At 70.5% G+C, this 25,384-nt stretch carries 19 protein-coding genes and 3 tRNA genes; 11 read left to right on the top strand and 11 right to left on the bottom strand.

Going from position 1 to position 25,384, the window contains the following annotated elements:
* Positions 1–2: 2 nt before the first annotated feature.
* Positions 3–78: transfer RNA gene (locus OHU89_RS40575), tRNA-Trp, on the bottom strand.
* A gap of 90 nt (positions 79–168) precedes the next feature.
* Between OHU89_RS40575 and OHU89_RS40570 the strand changes: the two genes are divergently transcribed.
* Together OHU89_RS40570 and OHU89_RS40565 are read left to right on the top strand one after the other, a co-directional pair.
* A complete protein-coding gene (locus OHU89_RS40570; RefSeq protein WP_405650100.1) occupies positions 169–1,575 on the top strand; it encodes a DUF2201 family putative metallopeptidase in 1,407 nt (468 codons plus the stop codon).
* On the top strand, positions 1,576–3,375 hold the full coding sequence (locus tag OHU89_RS40565; protein WP_405650098.1) for an AAA family ATPase: 1,800 nt from the start codon (positions 1,576–1,578) through the stop codon (positions 3,373–3,375). It begins immediately after the preceding gene.
* A gap of 3 nt (positions 3,376–3,378) precedes the next feature.
* On the opposite strand, the gene OHU89_RS40560 is transcribed toward OHU89_RS40565, so the two are convergent.
* From OHU89_RS40560 to OHU89_RS40545, 4 genes are all read right to left on the bottom strand, one after another.
* Positions 3,379–4,572, bottom strand: a complete 1,194-nt coding sequence (locus tag OHU89_RS40560) for a ribonuclease inhibitor (RefSeq protein WP_405650096.1) — start codon at positions 4,570–4,572, stop codon at positions 3,379–3,381.
* A complete protein-coding gene (locus tag OHU89_RS40555) occupies positions 4,569–5,921 on the bottom strand; it encodes an SDR family NAD(P)-dependent oxidoreductase (protein WP_405650095.1) in 1,353 nt (450 codons plus the stop codon). Before OHU89_RS40555 ends, OHU89_RS40560 begins: the two co-directional genes overlap by 4 nt.
* Positions 5,922–5,965: 44 nt before the next feature.
* Positions 5,966–6,037 (bottom strand) — tRNA-Asp (locus OHU89_RS40550).
* A gap of 11 nt (positions 6,038–6,048) precedes the next feature.
* Positions 6,049–6,120 (bottom strand) — tRNA-Glu (locus OHU89_RS40545).
* 98 nt (positions 6,121–6,218) lie between these two features.
* Here OHU89_RS40545 and OHU89_RS40540 point away from each other — a divergent pair.
* On the top strand, positions 6,219–8,696 hold the full coding sequence (locus tag OHU89_RS40540; protein WP_405650093.1) for a prenyltransferase/squalene oxidase repeat-containing protein: 2,478 nt from the start codon (positions 6,219–6,221) through the stop codon (positions 8,694–8,696).
* On the opposite strand, the gene OHU89_RS40535 is transcribed toward OHU89_RS40540, so the two are convergent.
* A complete protein-coding gene (locus OHU89_RS40535) occupies positions 8,697–8,942 on the bottom strand; it encodes a WhiB family transcriptional regulator (RefSeq protein WP_199924482.1) in 246 nt (81 codons plus the stop codon).
* 241 nt (positions 8,943–9,183) lie between these two features.
* Here OHU89_RS40535 and OHU89_RS40530 point away from each other — a divergent pair, with 241 nt between their 5' ends.
* Both OHU89_RS40530 and OHU89_RS40525 read left to right on the top strand, forming a co-directional pair.
* Positions 9,184–9,969 carry a VOC family protein gene (locus OHU89_RS40530; protein ID WP_266885648.1) on the top strand — a complete coding sequence of 262 codons (786 nt, stop codon included), beginning with the start codon at positions 9,184–9,186 and terminating at the stop codon, positions 9,967–9,969.
* 43 nt (positions 9,970–10,012) lie between these two features.
* The gene (locus tag OHU89_RS40525) at positions 10,013–11,497 is read left to right on the top strand and encodes a HEAT repeat domain-containing protein (RefSeq protein ID WP_405650091.1); all 1,485 of its coding nucleotides are present in this window, start codon (positions 10,013–10,015) and stop codon (positions 11,495–11,497) included.
* Here OHU89_RS40525 and OHU89_RS40520 read toward each other — a convergent pair.
* Positions 11,494–12,501 carry a LacI family DNA-binding transcriptional regulator gene (locus OHU89_RS40520; protein ID WP_405650090.1) on the bottom strand — a complete coding sequence of 336 codons (1,008 nt, stop codon included), beginning with the start codon at positions 12,499–12,501 and terminating at the stop codon, positions 11,494–11,496. The genes OHU89_RS40525 and OHU89_RS40520 overlap by 4 nt on opposite strands.
* Before the next feature lie 270 nt (positions 12,502–12,771).
* Between OHU89_RS40520 and OHU89_RS40515 the strand changes: the two genes are divergently transcribed.
* On the top strand, positions 12,772–12,999 hold the full coding sequence (locus OHU89_RS40515; RefSeq protein WP_405650088.1) for a hypothetical protein: 228 nt from the start codon (positions 12,772–12,774) through the stop codon (positions 12,997–12,999).
* Here OHU89_RS40515 and OHU89_RS40510 read toward each other — a convergent pair.
* Positions 12,993–13,961, bottom strand: coding sequence for a multicopper oxidase domain-containing protein (locus OHU89_RS40510; protein ID WP_405650086.1), 969 nt, complete (start codon positions 13,959–13,961; stop codon positions 12,993–12,995). The genes OHU89_RS40515 and OHU89_RS40510 overlap by 7 nt on opposite strands.
* Before the next feature lie 189 nt (positions 13,962–14,150).
* On the opposite strand from OHU89_RS40510, the gene OHU89_RS40505 reads away from it, so the two are divergent.
* The 3 genes from OHU89_RS40505 to OHU89_RS40495 all read left to right on the top strand — a co-directional run bounded on the left by OHU89_RS40505 (position 14,151) and on the right by OHU89_RS40495 (position 20,283).
* A complete protein-coding gene (locus OHU89_RS40505) occupies positions 14,151–16,631 on the top strand; it encodes a ThuA domain-containing protein (protein ID WP_405650084.1) in 2,481 nt (826 codons plus the stop codon).
* Complete coding sequence (locus tag OHU89_RS40500; protein WP_405650082.1) at positions 16,628–18,829, top strand: OmpL47-type beta-barrel domain-containing protein; 2,202 nt, start codon at positions 16,628–16,630, stop codon at positions 18,827–18,829. The genes OHU89_RS40505 and OHU89_RS40500 overlap by 4 nt, the downstream gene beginning before the upstream one ends.
* Before the next feature lie 323 nt (positions 18,830–19,152).
* Positions 19,153–20,283 carry a methyltransferase gene (locus tag OHU89_RS40495; RefSeq protein ID WP_405650080.1) on the top strand — a complete coding sequence of 377 codons (1,131 nt, stop codon included), beginning with the start codon at positions 19,153–19,155 and terminating at the stop codon, positions 20,281–20,283.
* Positions 20,284–20,290: 7 nt separating this feature from the next.
* Here OHU89_RS40495 and ligD read toward each other — a convergent pair whose 3' ends face one another.
* A complete protein-coding gene (gene ligD / locus OHU89_RS40490; RefSeq protein ID WP_405650078.1) occupies positions 20,291–21,307 on the bottom strand; it encodes a non-homologous end-joining DNA ligase in 1,017 nt (338 codons plus the stop codon).
* A gap of 75 nt (positions 21,308–21,382) precedes the next feature.
* Here ligD and OHU89_RS40485 point away from each other — a divergent pair, with 75 nt between their 5' ends.
* Positions 21,383–22,444: an ATP-dependent DNA ligase gene (locus tag OHU89_RS40485; RefSeq protein WP_405650076.1), complete on the top strand. Its 1,062-nt coding sequence runs from the start codon at positions 21,383–21,385 to the stop codon at positions 22,442–22,444.
* Between the two features lie 12 nt (positions 22,445–22,456).
* Here OHU89_RS40485 and OHU89_RS40480 read toward each other — a convergent pair whose 3' ends face one another.
* Positions 22,457–23,647, bottom strand: coding sequence for a zinc-dependent alcohol dehydrogenase (locus OHU89_RS40480; protein ID WP_405650074.1), 1,191 nt, complete (start codon positions 23,645–23,647; stop codon positions 22,457–22,459).
* Positions 23,648–23,876: 229 nt separating this feature from the next.
* On the opposite strand from OHU89_RS40480, the gene OHU89_RS40475 reads away from it, so the two are divergent.
* The gene (locus OHU89_RS40475) at positions 23,877–24,842 is read left to right on the top strand and encodes a DUF3048 domain-containing protein (RefSeq protein WP_405650073.1); all 966 of its coding nucleotides are present in this window, start codon (positions 23,877–23,879) and stop codon (positions 24,840–24,842) included.
* On the opposite strand, the gene OHU89_RS40470 is transcribed toward OHU89_RS40475, so the two are convergent.
* Positions 24,839–25,303, bottom strand: a complete 465-nt coding sequence (locus OHU89_RS40470; RefSeq protein WP_266885666.1) for a MarR family winged helix-turn-helix transcriptional regulator — start codon at positions 25,301–25,303, stop codon at positions 24,839–24,841. The genes OHU89_RS40475 and OHU89_RS40470 overlap by 4 nt on opposite strands.
* Between the last annotated feature and the right edge of the window lie 81 nt (positions 25,304–25,384).

Here is a 25,384-nt window from a genome sequence, read left to right as displayed (position 1 = left end):
GGGGCGGGGCGGCTGGATTCGAACCAGCGTGTTCTGGTTTTGGAGACCGGTGCGCCTGCCTCTGCGCTACGACCCCGCCCTTGACGCCAGATCGTAATGCCTTGGCCCGATGTCAGTGGGCCCTGGTACCAATGAGGCACGGGGGCAGGTCAGTACGGGGGGCACGAGATGGCGTACGGAGAGCGGGGGCGGCGTCCTCCGGTGGTCGACCTCGCCGACCGCAGGGCACTGGAGGCGTACCGCCCGGCGGATCCGGAGGTGGTGGAGGAGGCGCGGCGGCTCAAGGAGGCCGCGCTGCTGGACTTCGGGCTGACGCAGTCGGCGGTGGCGTCCTGGCTGTACGCCAAGTGCCACCACCAGATCCCGACGACCGCCATCGACACGGCGGCCGTGGTGGCGTCCGGCGACGGCACCTGTCTGCTGCTGTTCAACCCGGACTTCTTCGTCGGACTCGGCCTGGACGGCGTGAAGTTCGTCCTGTTCCACGAGGCCCGCCACCTCGTGCACCGCCATCTGTTCGCCGACCCCGAGCTGCACGACGACCCGGTCTTCGAGCTGGCCGCCGAGGTGTCCATCAACCATGTGGCACTGGTCCGGCTCGGCAGGCGCGAACTGCCTCTGCTGGACGGCCGGCCGACGGGCATCGACCCGCGCAAGGTGTACGAGCACTACCGCGCGGACCTCACGGCCCACGGCCTGGAGCCGGTGTCGTACGAGACGTTCACCGAGACGGACCTGCGGGTCTACGGCGAGCTGAAGCGGATGCACCGCCCGCCGGTCCCGGAGCGCCGGCTGTGCGTGCATCTGGCGGACGGCGCCCCGGTCCCGGCCGACCAGGAGACCGTCGACGCGGTGGCCTCCTCCGCGCTGCTCAACTCCCTGCTGGCAGCCCGGCGCGGGCACGCGGGCGCGGAGCGGGAGCTGCTCGACCTCATGGACCGCACCCAGGACGGCAACGCCCGGGCGGCCCGGATCTGGGGGAACCTGGGCGCGGGCATGCTGCGCGGCGAGACCACGCGCACGCGTACGGTCGACTGGTGGCAGCGCTGGCTGGTCGACGTCCTCGGCTCCAGACTGCGCGACGGCGAGCGGCTGGTGTACCCGAAGAAGCGCGGTGTCCTGCTCGCGGCCCTCGGCCAGGATCCGATGCTGGCGCGGCGCGGCCCGGTGCGGGACAAGGTGCTGGTCGTCGCGTACGACACCTCGGGCTCGATGCCGCACCATGTGATCACCTGGCTGACCGAACTCGTGGGCAGGATCGACGGCGTCCAGGCGCACTGGCTGTCCTTCGACGCCGTGGTGATGCCCTTCGTGCCGGGCGAGCGGGTCTACGGCGGTGGCGGTACGAGCTTCCAGGTCGTCGCGGACTACGTGGAGGGCCGTACGGAGGTGAACGGGCGGCCTTTCGAGGAGACCCCGGACGCCGTCGTGGTGCTCACCGACGGATACGCGCCGGCGATCACGCCCGCCGAGCCGGACAAGTGGATCTGGCTGATCACGGAGGGCGGCGACGAATGGCCCGAGAGGCACACACCTGCGATGGACTGCCATCGCGTCACCACGGGATCGCGGTAAATGACCACGGAAACAAGGCAATCGACGACCGTCTCGCGGCTCGAGTCCTTCATCGACGCGATGATCGACATGGGCCAGACGGGCCAGATCTTCGGCGAGCACGGCATCGGCAAGACGGCGACGTTCTTCTCGCACCTCGCCCGTGCCCACCCGGACACCGCCCTGGTGTACGTGCCGGCGGCGAACCTGACGCCGGACGACCTGCTCGTCAACGCGCCGGTGCGCGATCCGCACACCGGTGAACTGGTGCTGCGCCAGCTGGTGATGAGCCAGCTGAAGCCCGGCACTCCGTTCGTGCTGCTCATCGACGACTCGCTGCAGGCGGGCGACACCATTCAGTCGCAGCTGATGCAGATCGCGTGCAACTGGACGCTGGGCGAGCACGATCTGCGGGCCCTGGGCTGCGTCGGGGTGTTCCTGACGGACAACGAGTCGCTCACGGAGACCTCGTCCCGGCGCGGGGACCTCGCGCTCCTGGACCGCATGGTCACGATGCGGATCACGGCCAACGACACGTCCTGGCGCAAGCACCTGGCGGCCAAGTACCGCCCGTGGGACCTGCGTCCGGTGTTCTCGCTGTGGGCGTCCCTCTCCCCCACCCTGCGCGAGCAGCTCTCCCCGCGCACCCTCGACCATGTCCTGGCCAACGCGAGGGAAGGCTTCCCGCTGCGCTGGGGCCTGCCCCTGGTCGACGGCGAGCGGCTGCGGCTGGCCGAGCCGGGCCCGGACGGCAAGCCCGGCCAGAACCGTACGCACGAGATCCTGGACCGGATCGCCGAGTCGGTGGGCGTGGCCAACCCCTCGACGATTCCCGACCCGGTACGACAGGTGGTGCGCGCCGCGCTGCGCAACCGCTGGACGGTGCTGCTCCAGGGTCCTCCCGGGTGCGGCAAGACGGAGCTGGTGCGGGAGACGGTGCGCGAGGGGCTCGGCCGGGACGCGCTGTACTTCTCGCTGCCGGTGACCAACGTCGAGGACCTGTGCGCGCCGATCCCGTCGGCGGACGGCACGCTGGACAACCTGCTCGCAGCGCACTTCACGGGTCCGCAGCCGAAGGTGATCGTGTGGGACGAGTACAACCGGCCCAAGGACAAGGCCGCGTTCGCCAAGCTCATGGAGATCACCCAGGAGTGGTCGCTGGCCGGGCGGCGGATCGAGAACCTGCGCGCCCAGATAGCCGTCCAGAACCCGCCGTACCACCTCGGCCGCAAGCTGCTGGTGTCCCGGAACAACATCGCCCAGGCGACGCGCTTCACGGCCTCGCTGACCGTCGAGCCGGAGGACATCCCGGCCAACGAGTGGCTGCTCGCCCACTACGGTTCCGACGCGGAGACGGTCCTGGAGTGGTGGAAGCACGACATCGACGACGAGGGCCGGGCCTGGATCACCAAGCGGACGCTGGAGCGGCTCATCAAGCTGCACCGGCGCGGGCTGCCGCTGGAGATGGGCACGGTGTATCTGGGCGACGGCGAGTACGCGCCGGTTCCGCTCACGGCCCTCATGGATCGCTTGAAGGGCCGCCAGGTCACGGGCCTGCGCGAGCTCGCCCGTGACGCCGACGCGTGGGAGGCCCGGCTGCGTCGCGCCGCCGCGCACTCCGGCGAGGGCGGCGACGACAGCGACGTCGTCCACCAGATCCTCGCCAACGCGGAGCTGTCCCAGCTGAAGAAGCACCGCGCGGTGGTGGCACGTCTGGTCGCGCTGCTGCCGGCGAAGCTGCGGGCGACGTATCTCGTGGGGGCCTCGGAGCGGCAACAGCGGTTCTGGACGAAGGTGTTCGTGGGGATGCGAAAGCGGTGAGTGTCAGGCGTCGGGCGGGGCTGTCCTGTGCACGCTCCGCACGGCGGCCACGTCGGAGGGGACCGCCGGCCGCGGAAGGTGTGCGCTGAGCGCCTCCAGGCGGCGTTTGACGCTGGCGGCGATGCCGTGGCCCAGGACGAAGCGCGTGGCCGTGACGGCGCGGGGTGCGGTGTCGAGGAGGCGGTGGGCCTCGCGGCTGCGCATGCCGGTGTGGGTCAGGACCAGGTGGGTCAGGCGGTGCTCGGCGGCGGCCAGGGCCTCGGCCATCGTCTCGGCGGCCGTCAGGTCGATGTGGTTGTCGGCGGCGCCCAGGACCGCCGCCGCGCGCACCCGGCCGAGGTCCAGCAGGGTGACCCCGGCCGCGGTGGCCGCCGTCACCAGCCGGGCGGCGGCCCGCGGTCCGATGCCGTTGCTGGCGACGGCGAGTCGGGTGAGCCGTCCGTGCGGCGCCCGCTCCAGGGCGTCGGCCAGGCGGAGCGCTCCCGCGTCCCCCAACCGGGCGGCGGACACATACAGTTCGTCGATCGCGCCCGCCGCCACGACCGCGCCGAGCGCTTCGGCCCCCGCCTCCCTCAGCGGGTTGCCGCCGACGAAGAGCCGCTCGATACGGCGCCCGTTGCCGGCGGCCGCCAGCAGCGCGTCGGCGAGGACGACGGCACCGGCCGCGTCGAGGCCGGTCTGCACGAGGTCGAGGGTGCGCAACGACCGTGCGGACTCGATGAGTTCGGCCGCCGCCCGCCCTCCCCCGGCGCCCAGCGGGTTGCGTTTGAGCCACACCCCGGTGACGACCTGCGGCGAGGCCCGCAGCTGGTCGGCGATCCGGCAGGCGCCGCCCGCGGTGATCCCGTTGCAGCCGAGGTAGAGCGTCTCGACGTCCTCGCTCGCCCCGGCCACGACGGCCGCCCCGGTGTCGCCCAGCCCGTCCGTGCCGAGCAGCAGATGCCGTACCGGAGAGGGCCCCTGGGCCAGCGCCTCCGCTACCAGGGCCGCTCCCTCGGCACCGAGCTCCTGCTTGCACAGGTCGAGGCGGCCGTCGGGCAGCGCCGTACCCGCCGGGAAGTCCAGCCGTTCCCCGGCGGGGCGTCCGGCGCGCAACCAGTCCAGCAGCGGGGCGAGTTCGGCGACCGGGCGCGGCACGACGGACGGCACACCGGCGAACCCGCCCGCCGCCGGCCGTTTCCCCTCGTCCGGTGTCACCACTGCGCCTCCCGATAGTCCTTGAGGAACACCCCGGAGACCGGATCCCCCGCCTCACCCCGCACGATCGGGTCGTACACCCGGGCCGCCCCGTCCACCACGTCCAGCGGTGTCCGGAACCCGGCCTCCGCCATCCGCGCCTTCTTCGGCGCCGGGTTCTCGTCGGTGATCCAGCCGGTGTCGACGGCGCACATGTGGACGCCCTGGTCGGCGAGTTCGGCGGCACTGGTGCGGGTGAGCATGTTGAGGGCGGCCTTGGCCATGTTGGTGTGGGGATGGCCTGCCATCTTGTTGCGGACGGCGAAACGGCCCTCCACCGCGGTCACGTTGACCACGTACCGGCGCGGCTGCGGCGAGGCGAGCAGCAGGGGCAGCAGCCGGTCGCACAGCAGGGCCGGGGCGAGGGCGTTGACGAGCTGGGTCTCCAGCACCTCGGCCGGGTCGAGGGCGCCGAGCCGGGCGGACCAGGAGTTCTCCGGGGACGGATCGGGCAGCAGTCCGGCCTCGTCGGCCTCGCGCAGGGCCGCCGGCAAGGATGCCGCGCCGCTCGCCAGCATCCGCATCGGCGTGAAGCCGGGCGCCTTGCGCGCTCCCTCGGGCAGCGCGTCGTACTCCCCGGAGGCGAGCAGCGCGTACGACTCGGGCGGCCGCCGTACGGTCTGCGCGGCGTTGTTGACGAGGATGTCCAGCGGTTCGCCCTCCTGCCGCAACTCCTCGCACAGTCCGAGTACTTGGCGTGGGTCGCGCAGGTCGACGGCGAGCACGCTCAGCCGGTCGAGCCATTTCCCGCTGCCCGGCTCGGCGCGGAAGCGGCGCAGGGTGTCGTGCGGGAAACGCGAGGTGACAAGGACCTCCGCGCCGTCGCGCAGCATCATCAGCGCCAGCTGGAAGCCGATCTTCACCCGGCCGCCGGTGAGCAGCACGCGGCGCCCGTCGAGGTCGGTGCTCAGCTCCCGCCGGGCCGTGTTGTCGGCGGCGCAGGCGGGGCAGAGGCGGTGGTAGAAGGCATCGACGTGTTGATAGGGCGACTTGCAGACATAGCAGGTGCGCGGCTTACGGAAGACACCTGGATCGCCGGACCCGGCCAGGGGTGCGTCCTCGCGGCGGCTCAGCGCGCCGGTCGCGGTCGCGGCCATGGCCTGCGCGTCGGCGGCGGAGGCTTCGGCACCCCGCGTCTTGCGCCGACGGAGCCGTCCGTCGCGGGCGAAGGAGGCGGCGACCTGCTCGGCGCGCAACCGCACCGGGTCGTCGACGGGCAGGGAGCGCAACTTGCCCACGACCTGGTGGAAGGCGGCCAGTTCCGCCTCGGTGACCGCCTCGTGCCCCGAAACGGACAGTCCCGACTCCATGATCGCCTCGCCCCTGTGCCGTCCCGCCCATCACCGCCGTACCGCGGTCCCGACCGGATTCGAACCGGCGTATCCGCCCTGACAAGGCGGCGAGTCTGCCTCTGCTCTACGGGACCCCGCGCACGCATCCGGACGACCGGATTCGAACCGGCGTAACCGCCTTGAGAGGGCGGCGCGTCTGCCTCTGCGCTACGCCCGGACCGCGCCCCCGGATCCTAACCGCACCCCGAACGGCCGGTCGCACGGATTTACGGGAGGCTCCGTCGGTGCAACGGTGCCCGAAGGGGGTGACACACCATGGCCCAGACCCATGAGTGGATGTTCTACGAGGTCATGTGGCGCGCCTGGGCGGGTCGGGAACAGGTCCCGTACCCCGTGCCCTGGTGGGCGCAGCAGGCCTTCCGACGCTGGAGCGACGACTTCGACTCCGGCACCTACGAGTCCAAGGAGGCGGCCTTCGCCTCCAACGCCCTGTACCGGTACTGGCACATGGTCGGCGTCAAGGACCACCGGCAGGAGTCCCTGATCGGCCAGGCGGGCGAGATCGAGCCCGTCTACGACAAGTACAGCCTTTCGTTCTTCCTGCACGATCCGGCCACGGGCGCCGTGCGGCTGCCCCAACTCCCGGACGGCGGACAGGTGGAGCAGCGGCTGGAAGCACCGCATCTGCCGGTCGTGCTGACGACGTTCCGCACCGCGGACGACGTCGAGTTCGTGCAGCGCACCTTCGCCGGCACCGTCGGCGCGAGCCAACGGGACCTGGTGGTCACACGGGTGACCGTGGGCAGTCCGACGGGCCAGGAGCGCACCGGGCTGCTGTGCGCGGCGGTACTGCCGGCCGGGCCCAGCGGCTTCCAGCGGCACGACCGCAACGGGCGGCAGATCACCGACCGGCGGCTGACGTTCCTGCGCCATCTGCCGAACGAGCAGCGGGTGGAGACCAACTCGGGCTGGGGCCCGGTCTTCGACACCGCGCCCCAGCAGTACGGGGTCTACGGCAACGCGGACTTCTCCTCGGACCCCGACACGTATCTCACCCGCAGCGCCTTCCACGACCTGGCCGTCGGCGGCAAGCTCAACGGCGCCCTGGAGGCGCAGGACCAGGTGGCGGGGCTGTGCAGCGCGGTGTTCGCGTGGCCGTTCCAGATCGCCGAGGACGAGGTCTTCGAGATCGACGTACGCCTGCCCGTGGACCAGTTCTCCGGCTCCGCCGACCTCGCCGAACTCAGGGGCACACCGACCGCTGAACTGGAGTCCGCCAACCGGGACTTCTGGACGGCGAAGCTTCTCGGGCAAGGCCTCCAGCCGGGGCTGCCGCGCCCGGTGGCGCACCTCACCGACCAGTTCCGGCAGGCGCGTTCACAGCTCCTGATCCTGTCCGACCACGGTGAGATCCATCCCGGCCCGACCGTCTACGACTCCTTCTGGATCCGCGACTCCTCCGTCGAGGCGACGGCATGCTCGCTCGTCGGCGACTCGGCACTGGCCGAAAGGCAGTTGGGCACCCACTACCCGCTCAAGTTCAACCGCGGGACGGGCCGGATCGGTCCGTGCGCCGAGTACGGCTTCTACGGCGGCCCGCACGAGAAGGACGACCGCGAGTGGGACAGCAACGGCCAAGCCCTGTGGGCGATCGGCCGGTTCGACCGCACGAGCGGCCGACAGGCGGCGTTCGGGACCAGGTTGTACGTCCCGTATGTGCGCGACGCGGCCCGCTGGCTGCGGGACAACCGCGACGAGAACGGCCTGCTGCACAGCGGCTGGAGCGCCGAGCATCTCGGCGAACGCCACCAGCCGCACTACTGGGACGACTTCTGGGGCCTGGCCGGGCTCTACGAGGCCGCACGGCTCGCCGAGCGCATCGGTGCGCCGGAGGTCGGTGAACTGTGGGGCACCTTCGACGACTTGAAGCGCGCCACCGCCGGATCGATCCGCTGGGTGCTGGGCGAGCAGCAGCGAAGCGGCGCCTGGGAGACGTACATCCCGACCGGCCCCGGCCCCGGCGACGTCGGACGGCGCGACTCGACGATGATCGGCACGGCCGCCTACTTCCACCCGCTGCGTCTGCACATGGGCAGCAAGTTGGGCGACGACATCGACCGGGCGGCCCGCTACACGCTCGACACGATGTACGCGCACTTCGTCACCGGCGGCTTCCGGCACGACGCCGCCTGGTACGCGTACGGGCCCTACCTGACCATGCAGTTGGCGCACGCCTATCTGCTCGCCGGTGATCCGGGACGGATGGACGAGCTGCTCGGCTGGACGGTCGGCGCGGGCTTCCCCCACACAGCAGGGCGCGCGGCGGCGCTGGGCGCCTGGAACGAGCAGCACGCGTACCCGGTGGCGTCCGACTTCGCCGAAGCCCCGTTCGGCCGTTGGTACATGGGCGACATCCCGCACGGCTGGGCGGCCGCCGAGTACCTGCTGCTGATCCGCGACATCCTCTTCTTCGAGGCCGACGAGGACCACGACCCGCACCTGTACATCGCTCCCGGCGTACGACCGCACTGGGTGCCGGGGGACGAACGGGTCACCGTGGACGCGGCCCCCACGCTCTTCGGCTCGCCGTTCGGTTACCGGCTCGCCCACGACCCGGCCGCGCGGACGGTGACCGTGGACATCACCCAGGCGCCGCAGGGGGTGCGGTTCGTCTATCCGTGCCAGTTCGGCGAGGTGCGCTCGGCCGAGGCCAACGGGCAGGAGCTCGCCGTGACCGGCCAGGACGTCCGGGTGCCGGCGGGGACGTGGCGGTTCAGTGTGACGTACGCCTGATCAGTGAGATGTACGCCTGATCTCCAGGCGTTCCTTCTCCGACAGACCGCCCCAGACACCGAAGCGTTCGTCGTTGTCGAGGGCGTACTCCAGACAGGCGGAGCGGATCGGGCACAGGCCGCAGATCCGCTTCGCCTCCCGTACGGAGCTGCCCGGCTCGGGGAAGAAGAAGTCTCCACCGGTCTGCGCGCACAACGCCTCGTCCTGCCAGTCCAGGCCGGGCGGGGTGATCGTTTCGATGAGCATGCTGAGGATCGTGCCGGGCGGCGAAAAACGTTCGATCAACGCGGGATCAACGCCGCGTTCGCAGGCCCCCGGCCGCCTTGATGGTCCTCCGCCGCACGGCGTGGCGCACGGCGGCGCGCGGAATCGCAGGAAAACTGGGAGCGGTCTGCCGGACACGGATGGCCACCGCCCGGGGCGATTGTCAGTGGGCGGTGCAAGACTCGGCAGTGCAGTGGACGGGACCCTTCAAAGGAGGGCAACGATGCTCACCACCCGTTATGTCACCGGCGCCCCGAACTGGCTCGATCTCGGCACCCCCGACATCGACGGCGCCGCTTCCTTCTACGGCGCGCTGTTCGGCTGGCGGTTCCAGCCGGGGCCGCCCGAGGCCGGCGGATACGGCTTCTTCCAGCTCGACGGCAGGACGGCCGCGGCCGGCATGCAGAACCCACCGGAGCAGGGCCCGCCCTCCTGGACGGTGTACTTCCAGACCCCGGACGCGGACGCCACGGCGAAGGCCGCCGAGCAGGCGCACGGCGCGGTGCTGATGCAGCCCATGGACGTCATGGACCAGGGCCGCATGGCCATCCTCGCCGACAAGGCGGGTGTCCCCTTCGGTATCTGGCAGCCCGCCCGGAACAAGGGCCTCGACGTCGTGCAGGAGCCCGGCTCGCTGTGCTGGCTGGAGCTGTACACACCGGACCAGCCCGCGGCCGCGTTCTTCTACAACGCCGCCCTCGGTCTGGAGACCTACGGCGTCGACTTCCCCGGCGGCACGTACACCACCATCAACCCCGCCGGTGCGTCCGAGGACGCCATGTTCGGCGGCATCGTGCCCCTGGCCGAGGCTCCCGGGGAGACGGATCCGTACTGGCTGCCGTACTTCGAGGTCACGGACCCGGACGCGGTGGTGTCCAGGACGCAGGAGCTCGGCGGCACGGTCCGGATGCCCGCCACGGACGTGGAGGGCGTCGGCCGCGTGGCCAAGCTGGCCGATCCGTACGGGGCGCGGTTCGCGGTGATCAAGAGCGTGCCGGGACAGGGCTGACGAGGGCCGCGAGGAGGCCGGCCGGCGCCCTTAGCCTGTCAGGATGTTCAGGACGTTCACCGAGCGCCGGGCTCGGAAAGAGCAGGAGCGGCAGCACGAGCTGTCCGTACGGCTGAGGTCGCCCGAGCCGGAGGTGCGGGCCACCGCCGCCGGCGAGATCGCCCAGGCGAGGGACATGGCCTGGGCGATACGGGAGCTGGCGCAGGCGATGGACCGGGAGCCGTCTCCCATCTGGTTCGACGCTGTCGCGGGGCCGTTCTGCGATGCCGTGTGCCGGGACCGGGCGGTGCGGGAACGCGTGGAGCGGATGTTCGCCGCCCATGCCGATGAGCCGGTTGAACTGGTGCGTGCCTGGACCGCCTTGCTGGCCGAGTTCGGGGCGGGTGCCGCGCTGGACACCGTCGACGACGAGTTGGCCGCCGAAGTGGGCGCTCGGCTGCGGCGCGTACGTGAGCAGGGCGGGATGCTCCATGAGCTGTCCGGTACGGCCCCGGACTCCCTCGACTACGTGGTCACGTTCGGCGTGACCGTCGAGCTGCTCCACGACGCCGTACGCCGCTACGTTCCGCTCCCCGCGGACGACATCGAACGCACGCGACGCGAGACCCGGGAGACCTTGGAGCGGGCCCTGGCGCACCCGGCGAGGAGCGACCACCGCCACGCGCTGCTGGTTTCCCACTGTGAACCGCCTGATGACGAGACCTGGGCGGATCGGCAGCTGGCCGCCCTGCACATCAGGGAGGCCCTCGACCTGTGCGGGAGTGCCGAACCGGATCGCGTGGCGCTGGGCGTGGAGGCCCTCTCCGTCATGCTCCGGTTCAACCACGTGTGCCTGAACAACGCCGTCCGCGAGACGCTCGACAGGCTCTGTGTACCGGACCAGGATCCGTTCACGTTCAGCGAGGTCCTGAGCTGCTATCCCTCGCTCCACGCCGGCCGGCGCCTGGACGACCCGCCGGTGGAGATGTTCCTCGCAGCGCTCGGCCACGCCGACCCGCTGGTGAGGGCGAACGCCGCCGCCGGGCTGGACACCATCGCTGCCGGACTGCCCGAGGAGTCACGGGCGGTCGCCGCCCTGATCGAGGCCATGGAGCACGACCCCGACATCGAGGTCGTGCGCTCGGCGGCGTACGCCCTCGCCACGATCCCCTGTAGGGAGGAGGCCGACGCCCGTGCTGCCTCCGCGGCGCTCGCGGGGAAGGCCGGATCGGCCGACCCGGGTCTGCGCGTGGCGAGCGTGGACGGGGCGATCCACCGGGACGAGCCCGGAGCGTTCGACCTGCTGACGGCCGAGCTCCGACGGCCCGATGTGGAGGCCCGGTTCGTCAGCTCCGTGGACCTCTTCCTGGATCTCGGAAAGCTGCCGCCGAAAGACGTGACCGCGCAGTGGGCCCGTCTGCTGGAGCGGCTGCGCCAGGACGGCTGGCCCGACCGGCCGAACGAGCACGAGGCCGGCGGCGACACGGAGCCCGACTTCCGGGTGGCCCTCCTGGAGCTGACGCTGGACAAGCTGCGCGCCCACACCTAGGCGGACGCCCGCCGCACCAGCGTCGTCCGCAGCACGACGCTGGACGCGGCGCCGTCCGTTCCCAGCAACAGCCGGGCCATCAACCGCCCCATCTCCTCGATGTCCTGACGGATCGTCGTGAGCGGCGGATCGGTCTGCTCCGCCACCGTCAGCATGTCGTCGAACCCGATCACGGCCACGTCGTCAGGCACGCGCCGCCCCTGCTCACGCAGCACCCGCAGCGCCCCGGACGCCATGAGGTCGTTCGCGGCGAACACGCCGTCGACGTCCGGGCAGCGCTCGAGCAGCTCCCGCATCGCCCGTTCCCCGCCCCCGGGAGTGAAGTCCCCCTCGGCCACCAGCTCCGGACCGGTGTCCCCCATGACGTCCCGGAACCCCTCCAGCCGGTCCACCGCCGACGTCTGGTCCAGGGCACCGGTGATGTGCGCGACGCGCGTGCGGCCGAGGCCCAGGAGATGGCGTACGGCGTCCCGCGCCCCACCCCGGTTGTCGCTGTCGACGAACACCACGTCACGGCTGCCGTCGCTCCATCCGGGCCGGCCGCCGAACACCGTCGGGATACCGGCCCGTTGGATCAGTTCGGGCAGCGGATCGTCGAGGTGCAGGGAGAAGACGAGCGCCCCGTCGACATGGCCGCCGGCGAGGTACCGGCCGACCCGGGCGTGGTCGTCGCGCCCTTCGGTCAGCAGCAGGACCAGCTGGTTGTCGTGGGCCGTCAACTCCTTGCTGATGCCCCTGAGTTGCAGCGCGAAGAAGGGGTCGGCGAAGACCCGGGTCTCCGGCTCGGCGACGACGACGGCGATCGCGTCGTGCCGGCGCGTCACCAGGCTGCGGGCGGCCTGGTTGGGCACGTACCCCAGCTCCTCCACCGCCCGCCGGACCCGCTCGACGAGAGGCTCCCGCACCCCGTCCCCACCGTTCACCACCCGGGACGCGGTGGCCCGCGACACCCCGGCCCGCTCGGCCACGGCCTCCAGCGTGGGACGCGGCGCTGTCTCGGTCACTTCGGGGCCCTCCTCGCGGTTGCGGATCAGGATAGCCCTGGCCCGGAGAGGCGTGAGAGCGCTCTCCGGGGACCGAAATCCGGTTGCTCACGAGATCGGGACGGCCAGATCATCGGCGTATGACCACGAGAAAGGCCCATGCCTGAGCGCGGTTCGGCTGCGTCACCCGATGATCGGCGCCCTGCCCGCCGGCGGCTTCGACGAAGGCGTCCTGGGTGATCGACTCAGCGCACCCGGCGTACGTCGGTGGAGCAGCACGGGAGAGCCTTTGTGGGCGTCCGGCCCGGCCCCAGGAACTCGCCACGTCGTCGACTGCTGCGCCCTCGACGTGGACCGCCACGCCACCTGGGCGTACCGCGGGTCCGCACTTCACCGGTCAGGTATGCCCATGGCGTCCTCGTCCACGGCGAGCACGTCGCCTTCTTCGGCGGCACCCGCCTCTACGTCCAGGAGCAACCCGCCACCGAATGGACCCTGTTCGACCTCTCCCGTCAGTGAGCGTGCTCGTGCGGCTCGTACCCCGGGATCGTGCCGTCCGTCTTCTTCACCAGGAACAGCCCGACCATCCCCATGTCGGAGTGGCTCTGGACATGGCAGTGGTACATCCACGCGCCCGCCCCGACGCCCTCCCCCGCGATGACCTGGAAGCCGAAGGAGTCCGCGGGGCCCACGATCTTGTTGTCGATGACCTGGCTCGGGTCGTCGGGGCCGGTGAGCATGCCCGTGCGGTTGTCGGCCCAGCGATGACCGTGCATGTGGAACGTGTGGTAGTACTCGCCGTGGGTGATCATCACGATCTCGACGCGATCGCCTACCGTGGCCTCGAAGTTCGGCCCGGAGTGCGCCGGCTTGTTGTTGATGAGCATGTCGTTGAAGACGATCGTGTACGTCTTGTCCGGGAGGACGTCGCCCTTGCGCCGCACGATCACCGGACCGTAGAGGCCCTTGCGGATACCGCCCGTCCCGTGCTCGGTCCCCACCACGTGGTCGTGGTAGTGCCAGTAGCCCGCGCTGCCCGCCCGCCAGGTGCCGTCCTTGCGACGGCCTGGGGCGTGGGTGCGCCAGGTGTAGGTGCGGGTGCCGCCGGGCTCGACGTCGCTCTTGTTCAACTTGGTGCCGTCGCTGGTGATTTCGTAGTCGAGGCCGTGAACGTGGAGGCTCGCCGTGACGTCCATGGTGTTCTCGAACTCGATGTGCAGGGTGTCGCCCTCGTTGAGTTCGATGAGCGGGCCGGGGATCGTCGCCTTGCCCTTCTCGAAGCCGTAGCCCATCTGCCCGTCGGCGAGCTTCTCGGCGTACAGCTTGATGCGTCTCACCTCGCCCCCGGCCGGTGCGGTCCTGGCCGGTCCGTCGGCGCTCGCGGCGTCCGGCGCCAGCGACAACGATGTCGCGACGGCCCCGCTGCCCACGACGGCCGCGCCACCCAGCAGTACTCGTCGATTGAACCCGCGTCTGTCCACGTGGAACTCCCCACCCTGATACGGAACTTGCGGAGACGCACCTGTGATGAACCTGTGAGACGGTACCGGCCGTTCCGCTGTTTTTCCACGCTCAGGACAAAGTTGACCCCAACTCGGTCATAGGTATTGGCGAGTTGCGCAAAGAGGTCTAGCTTCCAACGCGCTGTTGCTGTGACCGAGGAGGTGCCCATGCACTTACGAGGACTGAGCGCGAGAAGACGGGTCGGCGTGGCGGGCGTGACCGCCGGGATCGTCGTCGCCGGACTGCTGTCGGGTCCCGCCGCCAGCGCGCGTCCGGCCCCGGAGCCACCCCTGACAACGATGTCCGTGAAGTCGCCGCCAGGCGGCGCGAATGTACGTGTGCTGGTCTTCTACGGTTCCGCGGCGGCCGGGGAGGAGTCGCCGGTCGTGAACGCGGGGATCGAGACGATCGAGAAGATCGGCCTGTCCGGGCCGACGGACCAGCGGTTCAAGACTGTGGCCACCGACGACGCGTCGGTGTTCACCGACGAGACGAAGCTCGGGCGTTACAACGCGATCGTCTTCCTGACCGGCGGCGGTGACATCCTCGATCCGGAGCAGGAGGCCGGTCTGGAGGCCTATATGGAGGCCGGCGGCGGTTTCGTCGGCGTCCATGACGCGGCGCGCGCCGAGCCGTACTCGGACTGGTTCACAGGTCTGGTCGGCGCCCGTCCGGCGGCCTCCAGTCCGACGGCCGTACAACGGGCCGTCGTCGAGGTCGGCGACCGCCGGCATCCGGCGACCAAGGATCTGCCGGTGCAGTGGAAGCGGCCCGATCAGTGGTTCAACTGGGCCAAGAACCCCTCGGGCGAGGTCCACACCGTGGCCCGGGTCCGCGAGTCGACGTATCAGCCGGGAGCGGGCAAGAACGGCTGGGACCATCCGGTGAGTTGGTGCCGTGACTACGACGGCGGCCGTTCCTTCTACACCGGCATGGGCGGCACGGTGTCGTCGTACGACGAGAGCGACTTCCGTACGCATCTGCGCGGTGCCCTGTTGTGGACCTCGCGGCTGGTGCAGGCCGACTGCAAGGCGACCATCACCGGCAACTACAAGGCGGAGCGCCTCACCCAGCCCAACCAGGCCGGGCGGAACGACCAGATCGGCGAGCCGCACGGCCTGGTCACCGCGCCTGACGGCCGGGTGCTCTACATCGGCCGGGGCGGCGCGGACTCCTCTCAGCCCGTGGTCACCGACTGGAACAACCCCGACATCGGCAAGGGCAGGGGTGAGATCCATGTCTACGACCCGAAGACCAAGAAGGTCACCCTCGCGGGGGCGTTGACGGTCTTCGGCAACAAGGGCGGCGGCGACGAGCTGGTCAAGGTCGAGGAGGGGCTTCTCGGCATCGAGCTCGATCCGCGGTTCGAGGACAACGGGTGGGTGTATCTCCACTACACACCGCACGCGCAGATCAACCGCGAGACGCGCATGGCCGAGCGACGGGTCTCCCGGTTCACGCTCGACCCGGCCGCCAACAAGCTGGACCTGGGCAGCGAGAAGGTGCTGCTCAAGTGGCCGGTGCAGATCCACAGTTGCTGCCATGCGGGCGGCGGGATGACCTGGGACTCGAAGGGCAACCTGTACATCGCGACCGGTGACAACAACTCCAGTGGCTTCAGCGGTGGTTACTCGGGCAACAACCCGGAGCCGAACTACAAGGGCGTCTCCTTCGCCGACGCGCGGCGCACCGCCGGCAACACCCACAACCTCAACGGCAAGATCCTGCGCATCCACCCGGAGCCGGACGGGACGTACACCCTGCCCGCCGGGAACCTCTTCACCGGGCAGGAGACCGACGAGGGCGGCGGCAAGACCCGCGGCGAGATCTATGTGATGGGGGTCAGGAACCCCGCCCGTATCTTCGTCGACCGGCAGACCGACATCCTGTACGCCGGTTGGGTCGGCCCGGACGCCTCGGCGCCCTCGACGACCTGGGGCCCGGCCAAGTACGACACGTTCGCCGTCATCACCAAGGCGAGCAACCGGGGTTGGCCGTACTGCATGGGCAACAAGCAGCCCTACCGCGACCGCAACCTCCCCGACCCGACGAAGCCGCTGGGCTGGTACGACTGCGACCACCCGAAGAACGAGTCCCCGAACAACGACGGCCTCGTCAACCTCCCGCCGGTCACCGGCAACAACATCTGGTACTCGCCCCAGGGCGGCGCACCGGACTTCCCGCGCGACGCGAACGGCATCCCCTCCTACAAGCAGGAGGAGTCCACGTATCTGCTGCCGTGGCTGAAGGGCGGCGGACAGGCCGCGATGAACGGACCGGTCTACCGCTACGACACGGCGAGCACCAGCGAGGTCAAGTGGCCTTCGTACTGGGACGGCAAGTGGTTCGTCGGTGACTTCTACGACGCCGACCAGCCGCGCAACGCCGTCATCACCGACCCGAAGACGCACGGGGAGGGCGGACTCCCCGTGCACTCCGAGTCGTTGAAGAAGATCGTGCCCATCGGCAACGACGGCATCAAGAACCTCATGGACTGGAAGTTCGGTCCGGACGGCTCGCTGTACGTGCTCGACTACGGCCGCGGCTTCTTCACCTCGGACGCCAAGTCGGCGCTGTGGCAGGTCACTTACAAGGGCGGCGGTCCCACTCCGGCCGCCGATCAGCTGGCGAGGGGGGCTGCTCGGTGACACCGCGACGAAGAATCTGGACGGCCCTGCTGGCCGCCGTACTGATCATGCTCGGGCTGCAGACGGCACCCGTCTCCGCCCAGCAGCCCGTGGCGCAGGCGGCCGCCGCCCAGACACTCACCTGGACGGCCGGCGACGACATCACCAAGTACACGTCGGCGCCGGTGACCGCGGTGGCGGGTCAGGCGACGATCGTCTTCGAGAACAGCGTGGCGACCGGCAACACCACCGGCATGCCGCACACGTTGACGTTCGTGACGTCGGACCCCGAGTTCAACAGCGATGTGGAACTCAACATCCTCGCCAACCCGAACGACGACATGGGCGGCCGCCACACCGCCGAGGTCACCCTCACCCCGGGCCGCTACTTCTACCACTGCACGATCCCGGGCCACGGACAGATGCAGGGCATCCTCGTGGTGACCGAGGGCACCGGCGAGGACACCGTCCCGCCCACGACGGCGGCGCAGGTGACCGGGACACAGAACGCGCAGGGCGAGTACGTCGGCTCGGCGAGTGTCGCGATCAGCGCGACGGACAACGAGGGCGGGTCCGGGGTCGACGGTATACAGTACGCGGTCGGCGATTCGGGCGACTGGCTGCCGTACACCGCCCCGGTCGTCGTCGACCAGGTCGGCAGCCACAAGGTCCGCTACCGGGCGCTCGACAAGGCGGGCAATGTCTCCGCCGAGAAGAGCGTCCAGTTCACGGTGGTCCCCCCGCCCTCCGACGACACCGCTCCCCCGGACACCTCGGCGACGGTGACCGGCGAGCAGAACGCCGACGGGGCGTACCTCGACATGGCGACGGTGACCGTGTCCGCCTCGGACACCGGCTCCGGCGTCAACACCATCGAGTACGCCGTCGGCGACGGGTCCTGGCAGGCGTACACCGCGCCCGTGATGGTGCACCAGCTCGGCACCCACACCGTGCGCTACCGGGCCACCGACAAGGCGGGCAACGTCGCCGCAGAGAAAAGCGTGCGCTTCACGGTGGTCGCGACACCCACCCCGGACACCACGCCGCCGGTGACGGGTGTGACCGTCGAGGGCACGAAGAACTCGGCCGGGGCCTATGTCGGCAACGCCAAGGTGACCGTGAGCGCGACGGACGAGCACGGTTCCGGTGTCGACCGGATCGAGTACTCGATCGACGGTGGACCGTACATCGCATACACCACTGCGGTGATCGTCGACCGCGCCGGCACCCACACCCTCGCCTACCGGGCCACCGACAAGGCGGGCAACACCGCCGCCGCTCGCACGGTGACCTTCACCGTCGTGTCGAGCCAGGTCCCCGCACCTAACTGCCCCGAGTTCGACGAGCGGTTGACGGTGATCGTCGGCGAGGTCGACTCGGGGGTGCCCAACCGGCTCACCAACAGCCGGTGCCGTATCAACGAGTTGATCGAGGACGAGAAGGAGTGGACCTCCCACGCGCTGTTCGTCAAGCACGTGAAGACGGTCCTCGACAAGCTCCTCAAGGAAGGGGTCCTCGACCAGCGCGAGTACAACGCCATCCAGAAGGCCGCCCGGCAGTCCGGGATCGGCAAGCCCGGGCAGACCGAGGGCTATCGGAAGATCCTCGACGGCAGCGCCGAGTCGTTCGCCAAGTGGCAGCAGGTGGGCGGCGGTTCGTTCGGGCTGAACGCCGACGGGTCGATCACCTCCGGCACGACCAAGGACGGGCTCGGCATGCTGTGGTTCCCGGAGCGCAAGTACGGCGACTTCTCGCTGCGGCTCCAGTGGCGGGACGACGCACCGGGCACCGGCAACGCCAACTCCGGTGTGTTCGTGCGCTTCCCGTGGATCCACGACCATCCGGAGGAGCCACGGCCGGAGTGGGTCGCCATCAAGTACGGGCACGAGGTGCAGGTCCTGGACCGGCCCGACGGTGACATGTACAAGACGGGCTCGGTCTACGGCTTCGACCGCGTAGGCCTGGCCGGCGCGGGCGTGACCCAGAAGGGCACCTGGAACGACTACGAGATCCGGGTGGTCGACCAGCACTACTCGGTCTACCGCAACGGTGTGCTGATCAACGAGTTCGACAACATCGGCGGCCAGGACTTCACCCCGCCCCGCTCGGACGACCCGGGCACGGACGGGCGACGGTTCGCCTCCGGCTACCTCGGACTCCAGGTGCACGGCACCACGGACGTGGTCTCGTACCGGGACGTCAGGATCAAGGAGTTGTGAGCGCCGCTCTCCGGTGATTCCCAGGGGTGCGGCCCACCGCGGTGACGGTGGGCCGCACCCCGCAAACGGTTTGCCCGGCGGCAAGGGCACGTGCGAGCCTGCTGCCGTCCCCTCCGAACGCCCCGACAGGACAGGTCATGACACTCGGCATGGTGCTCGGCGACGTCCCCGCTCGCGCTTCGACGCGGGAGCGGTAGCCCCGGCGCTCACCCAGAGCCCACCTGCCCTTTCACCCGCGGCCACGCCATCGCGTCGGCCGCTTCTCGTGCTCCTCGTCGAAGTGCTCTTCGTGTATCCGCACGTTCGACCACGAGGAGTTCACCGTGTCCACCATCTCCTGGACCGAGCCCCGCACCGACACCGTCCGACACGCCCGCTGGCACTCCGAGAGCGCGGCCCCCGCACCGCGACGCGTCGTCGCCGCCGACGACCGCATGCGCGCCGACACCGCCCACCGTCTGGCCTGCGAGGGCACCGCGCTGCTCTGGCAGGGCGACTTCCACAACGCGCGCCGGCTCCTGGAGGCCGTCGGCCGTCGCATCGACCGCAAGCCACCACGGCCCGGCGACAGCCCGAGCGAGTCCTTCCACCTGTACCGCAGGGCGCGCGGCCACCGTGCCCGGGTCCTGGGCCGTCTCGTGGTGCTGCTGGCGGACGACCACGCTCTGACCCTGCGCAGAGCCCCGGACGTGCGCGAGGCATGCGCCGCGGCCTACGGTCCGCCCCGCGGCCCCGTGGTCGTCTCCCTCAGGGAGTTGCTGGGCGTGCTCGGAGCACACGAGTGGCGTCGCAAGGGCGTCGAGGTACCCGCCCTCGGCGGCGCCCGCGTCCACCCCCACTACGGCGTGTTCTCCCCGGTCAGGGGCGAGTACGTGGACCTCGTCGCGACGGCGCCCCTCCCCGTGCCGGCTCCCCGCACCGCGTTCGACCTGGGCACCGGGACGGGCGTGCTCGCCGCCGTGCTGGCCCGCCGGGGGGTCGGCCGCGTCACAGCCACCGACATCAGCCCGCGCGCCCTGGCCTGCGCCCGTGAGAACGCGCGCAGGCTGGGCCTTGCCGAGCGCGTCGAGGTGACGGGTCCGGGACTGTTCCCCGAGGGACGCGCCGACATCGTCGTCTGCAACCCGCCCTGGCTCCCGGCCCGGCCGTCCTCCGCGCTGGAACAGGGCGTCTACGACCAGGGCCGCACCATGCTCCACGGGTTCCTGGACGGACTGGCCGGCCATCTCGCGCCGGGCGGCGAGGGTTGGCTGGTCCTGTCGGACCTGGCCGAGCATCTGGGGCTTCGCACACGCGGCGAGCTGCTGTCGGCGATCGAGGGCGCGGGGCTGCGGGTACGCGGGAGGCTCGACACCAGGCCGCGTCACCACCGCGCGGCGGACCCCGGTGATCCCCTCCACGCGGCCCGTGGCCGGGAGACGACCTCGCTGTGGCGGCTGGCCGCCCGCGGCTGATCCACGCTCACGTGTCGTCGTGTCTGGCCCGGCTCGGCTGTACCCGCTTGGGCTCTCCCGGCATCTTCGGATACTCGGGCGGGTACGGCAGGTCTCCCAGACCGTGGTCGTGTTCGTCCTGGCGTGCCAGTTCCAGCAGCGCGTCGAGGGAGAAGGCGTGATCGTCCATGTCCGCGTGCACATCGCCGAGTTCGGCGAAGCGCGCGGGCATGGTCGCGAGGTCGAAGTCCTGCGGGTGCGCCTCGCCGACCTCGTCCCAGCGCAGGGGTGCGGAGACAGGGGCGTGCGGGCGGGGCCGGACGGAGTAGGCGGACGCGATGGTGCGATCTCTGGCGGTCTGGTTGTAGTCGATGAAGATGCGCTCGCCGCGCTCCTCCTTCCACCACTTGATCGTCACCTGGTCCGGCATCCGCCGTTCCATCTCCCGGCCCACCGCGATCGCGGCCCTGCGGACCTCCGTGAAGGTCCAGCGGGGCTCGATCGGCACGAACACATGCAGGCCCCGTCCGCCGGACGTCTTCGGCCAGCCGCGCAGTCCGCCGAACTCCTCCAGCACGGCGCGGAGTTCACCCGCCGCACGCACGGCGTCGTCGTAGTCCGTGCCGGGCTGCGGGTCGAGGTCGATACGGAGTTCGTCGGGTCGGTCGACGTCGTCGCGCCGTACCGGCCAGGGGTGGAAGGTGAGCGTGCCGTACTGGGCGGCCCACAGGACGGCGGCCTCCTCGGTGGGACACATCTCGTCGGCGCTGCGGCCGCTGGGGAAGGTGATGTGGGCGGTCGGGATCCAGTCCGGCATGTTCTTCGGTGCCCGCTTCTGGAAGAAGGACTCGCCGGTCACGCCGTCCGGGTAGCGCTCCAGGGTGGTGGGTCGGTTGCGCAGGGCACGCAGGATGCCGGGGGCGACCGCCTGGTAGTAGCGGGCCAGGTCGAGCTTGGTGAACCCGCGCTCCGGGAAGAAGATCTTGTCCGGACTGGACAGCCGGACGGCCCGGCCGCCCACCTCCAGTTCCACCGCTTCACCCATGCGAGCCACGGTAGGCGTACCGCGTAAACCTCGCACACCGGGCATATACGGCTTCGCGAGCGCAGAATCGACAGCATGGATCTGCCGGTGATGCCGCCCGTGAAGCCGATGCTCGCCAAGTCGGTGGCCAGGATCCCGCCGGACATGCAGTACGAGGCGAAGTGGGACGGGTTCCGGGCGATCGTGTTCCGCGACGGGGCCGAGGTCGAGCTGGGCAGCCGTACCGGCAAGTCGCTGACCAGGTACTTCCCCGAGCTCGTGGCCGCGCTCCAGGAGAGAGTCCCCGAGCGCTGTGTGCTGGACGGGGAGATCGTGATCGCGCGGGACGGCCGCCTGGACTTCGACGCGCTCACCGAGCGCATCCACCCGGCGGCATCCCGGGTCCGTACGCTCGCCGAGCGGACACCGGCGTCCTTCGTGGCCTTCGACCTGCTGGCCCTCCAGGACGAGTCACTCCTGGACGTCCCGCAGAGCGACCGCAGAGAGCTGCTGACCACGGCGCTGTCCGGGGCGACCGCCCCCGTGCACGTGGCCCCGGCGACCACGGACATCGAGGTCGCTCAGCAGTGGTTCGAGCAGTACGAGGGGGCGGGCCTCGACGGGGTCATCGCCAAGCCGCTCGGCCTGCGCTATCGCCCGGACGAGCGTGCCATGTTCAAGATCAAGCACGAGCGCACGGCGGACGTCGTCGTCGCCGGCTACCGCTTCCACAAGAGCGGCCCGATCGTCGGCTCGCTCCTGCTCGGCCTCCACGACGACGAAGGCACCCTCCAGCACGTGGGCGTGTCGGCCGCCTTCCCGATGAAGCGGCGCGCCGAGCTGGTGACGGAGCTGGAGCCGCTGCGCATGGAGGACGCCACCGGACACCCCTGGGCGGCCTGGTCGGAGGAGGCGGCCCACGAGAGCGCCCGGCTGCCCGGGGCGCCGAGCCGCTGGTCGGGCAAGAAGGACCTGTCGTGGGTGGCGATCCGGCCGGAACGGGTGGCCGAGGTGGCGTACGACCACATGGAGAACGGCGTACGGTTCCGGCACACGGCCCGCTTCCGCCGCTGGCGCCCGGACCGGGAGCCGGAGAGCTGCACCTACGCGCAACTGGAGGAGCCCGTCAGGTACGACCTGAACGAGATCCTGGGCTGACCCACAGGGGACCTAGGGCCGCATCAGCACCTTCACCGCGCCGTCCTGCTTCTTCTGGAACATCTCGTACGCGTGCGGTGCGTCCGACAGCGGCACGTGGTGGGTCGCGAAGTCGTCGACGCCGAGCGGGTCCTCGTCGGTCAGGTACGGGATGATCTCGTCGCTCCAGCGCCTCACATTGGCCTGCCCCATCCGGATCTGGAGCTGCTTGTCGAACATGGTGAGCATGGGCAGCGGGTCGGCCGTGCCGCCGTAGACGCCGGACAGGGAGATCGTGCCGCCACGGCGTACCAGTTCGATGGCCGTGTGCAGGGCGGCGAGCCGGTCGACGCTGAACCGTTCCGCGAACGGTCCGCTGATCCTGCGCGGCAGCAGGGCGGAAGCCTGCTGGGCCAGCCGGGCGACCGCACTGCCGTGGGCCTCGGTGCCCACCGCGTCGATCACCGCATCGGGGCCCCGGCCGTCGGTCTCGTCGCGGATGGCCTGGACGAGCTCCTTCTCACTGTCGAAGCTCCTCAGGTCGTACGTCTGCACACCACGCGCGCGTGCCCGGCGCAGTCGCTCGCTCACCAGGTCCACCCCGAACACCTGCCCAGCGCCGCGCACCTGGGCGATACGGCAGGCCATGTCGCCGATGGGTCCGAGGCCGAGCACGGCGACGCTGCCGCCCTCGGGGACGTCCGCGTAGGCGACGGCCTGCCAGGCGGTGGGCAGCACGTCGGAGAGGTAGACGAAGCGGTCGTCCGGCGGGCCCTCGGGCACCTTGATGGGGCCGTACTGGGCCTGCGGGACGCGCAGGTACTCGGCCTGGCCGCCGGGGACCGCGCCGTAGAGGCGGGTGTAGCCGAACAGGGCCGCGCCCATGCCCTCGCTGGTGACCTGTGTGGTCTCGCACTGGGTCGGCAGCGAGTTGAGGCACATCCAGCAGTTGCCGCAGGCGATCTGGAACGGCACCACGACCCGGTCACCCGCCTTCAGATCCGGTACCGCCGCGCCGACCGCCTCGACGATGCCCATCGGTTCGTGTCCGAGGATGTCGCCCGGCGTCATGAACGGGGTGAGCACCTCGTACAGATGCAGATCGGAGCCGCACAGCCCGGTGGAGGTGATGCGGATGACCGCGTCCGTGGGTTCCTGGATCCCCGGATCGGGCACGTCCTCCACCCGTACGTCCCGCTTGCCCTGCCAGGTCACTGCCTTCATCACGCCACTCCCTTCGGGCCCTGCGCAGGGGCCCCGGGTACCCGGGGCGCCTGCGCCGAACCGCGCTGTGGGCCGCTCGGCGTAGCAACGCGCTCCTCAGAGTTACTCACCTCGACCGATCAAATCCCACCGGGTATGGCCATCAATAAACACATAAGCGCACAATCAGTGAAACGAGACTTGGGTGGCGACGGTGGGCATGGGACGAAGGGCGCGCAAGAGACGCGCCATGACTACGGCGGCGCTCCTGACCGCCGCACTGACGATTTCCCTGGCGGCGGGCTGCACAGGCACCAAGCAGCCCGGCCCGGTCGACGACGGACGAGGAACGGAGCAGGACCAGGACCCGAGCCAAGAGCCCTCGCAGAGTGGGCTGACCGGTGAGTCCGCGCTCGCCGTGAAGATCGACAACGCACGGGCGGCCCGTCCGCACACGGGCACCGATTCCGCGGACATCATCTACGCCGAGCAGGTCGAGGGCGGACTGAGCCGGCTGATGGCGGTGTACGCGACCAAGCTCCCCAAGGTCATCGGGCCGGTGCGCAGCGCCCGGGAGTCCGATCTGGAGCTGCTGCGCCAGTTCGACCATCCGACGCTCGCCTTCTCCGGTGCCCAGGGGAAGCTGATGCCGCTGATCAACAAGGCGCCGCTGAACCCGCAGACACCCGAAAAGACGTCGGGCGCCTACTACCGGGGCACCGACAAGCCCTCCCCGCACAACCTCTATCTGCGTCCGGACCGCCTGATGCCCTCGGTTCCGGGCGCGGACGCCCTGACGACCGGTTTCACCTACGGCGCCGCCCCGTCGTCCGGCGGGACGAAGGACACCTCGGAGACCGTGCGCTACCCCGCGGCCGCCTTCCGGTTCACCTGGTCCTCGAGCCGGGACCGCTATCTGGTCTCGATGGACGGCACACCGACCGTGACGACCGCCGGCAAGCGGCTCGCCCCGGCGACGGTCGTCGTGCAGTACGTGAAGATCCGCAAGTCCGACTTCTATGACTTCCTCGGCAACAACACGCCGTACACCGAGACGGTGGGCTCCGGGAAGGCGAAGGTGCTGCGCGGCGGGAAGGCGTACACCGTCGACTGGAAGCGTGAGAAGGCGACGGACGGTACGACGTTCACGACGAGTGACGGCGACCCGGTGAACTTCGCCCGGGGGCAGGTCTGGGTGCTCTTCGCCAAGGCCTAGCGCTGGGCGACGAGGGGTTCCGCGGGGTTGCGGAGCCCCTCGGCCGCGTCCGAGACCCGCTGGATCAGTTCGAAGAAGACGGACTGCTCCTCGGCGGAGAGCGGGGCCAGGAAGACCTGGTTCATCCGGGCCGTGCGCACGGTCAGTTTGCGGTGGGTGCGCAGCCCGTCGTCGGTGAGGCGCAGCAGGAACCGCCGGCCGTCCTGCGGGTCGCGCACCTTGTCGACCAGCCCGCGGCGGCCGAGACGGCTGATCACCTCGGCGATGGTGGACCGGTCCAGACCCACCCGCTCCCCCACCGTGCGCTGGTCGAGGCCCGGCTCGGCGACGAGCGCGTTGAGGACCGCGAACTGCGGCGAGGTGATCTCCTCCGAGACCATCGTGTTCCAGAGCAGGTAGTGCGCCTGCTGGAGCCGCCGGGCCAGGTGCCCGGGGTGGGTGGTGAGATCCACCGCGGCCATGTGCGCTCCTGAGGTCGGATTCGTAAGTGCACTGAACGATACCCGGCGAGGCACAGACTGTCTGCAACGTCGCTCACCCTT

This window comes from Streptomyces sp. NBC_00019 (genome assembly GCF_045041015.1).
GTDB lineage: Bacteria > Actinomycetota > Actinomycetes > Streptomycetales > Streptomycetaceae > Streptomyces.
Note: the sequence above shows the minus strand (reverse complement) of the source record. Positions and strands in the feature narration are given on the sequence as shown.

Excerpts from the sequence above, each read along its gene's own strand:
- OHU89_RS40570 (WP_405650100.1), top strand. The coding sequence starts at position 169 with ATGGCGTACGGAGAGCGGGGGCGGCGTCCTCCGGTGGTCGACCTCGCC.
- OHU89_RS40565 (WP_405650098.1), top strand. The coding sequence starts at position 1,576 with ATGACCACGGAAACAAGGCAATCGACGACCGTCTCGCGGCTCGAGTCC.
- OHU89_RS40555 (WP_405650095.1), bottom strand. The coding sequence starts at position 5,921 with ATGGAGTCGGGACTGTCCGTTTCGGGGCACGAGGCGGTCACCGAGGCG.
- OHU89_RS40540 (WP_405650093.1), top strand. The coding sequence starts at position 6,219 with ATGGCCCAGACCCATGAGTGGATGTTCTACGAGGTCATGTGGCGCGCC.
- OHU89_RS40535 (WP_199924482.1), bottom strand. The coding sequence starts at position 8,942 with ATGCTCATCGAAACGATCACCCCGCCCGGCCTGGACTGGCAGGACGAG.
- OHU89_RS40530 (WP_266885648.1), top strand. The coding sequence starts at position 9,184 with ATGCTCACCACCCGTTATGTCACCGGCGCCCCGAACTGGCTCGATCTC.
- OHU89_RS40525 (WP_405650091.1), top strand. The coding sequence starts at position 10,013 with ATGTTCAGGACGTTCACCGAGCGCCGGGCTCGGAAAGAGCAGGAGCGG.
- OHU89_RS40505 (WP_405650084.1), top strand. The coding sequence starts at position 14,151 with ATGCACTTACGAGGACTGAGCGCGAGAAGACGGGTCGGCGTGGCGGGC.
- ligD (WP_405650078.1), bottom strand. The coding sequence starts at position 21,307 with ATGGGTGAAGCGGTGGAACTGGAGGTGGGCGGCCGGGCCGTCCGGCTG.
- OHU89_RS40485 (WP_405650076.1), top strand. The coding sequence starts at position 21,383 with ATGGATCTGCCGGTGATGCCGCCCGTGAAGCCGATGCTCGCCAAGTCG.
- OHU89_RS40480 (WP_405650074.1), bottom strand. The coding sequence starts at position 23,647 with ATGAAGGCAGTGACCTGGCAGGGCAAGCGGGACGTACGGGTGGAGGAC.
- OHU89_RS40475 (WP_405650073.1), top strand. The coding sequence starts at position 23,877 with ATGACTACGGCGGCGCTCCTGACCGCCGCACTGACGATTTCCCTGGCG.
- OHU89_RS40470 (WP_266885666.1), bottom strand. The coding sequence starts at position 25,303 with ATGGCCGCGGTGGATCTCACCACCCACCCCGGGCACCTGGCCCGGCGG.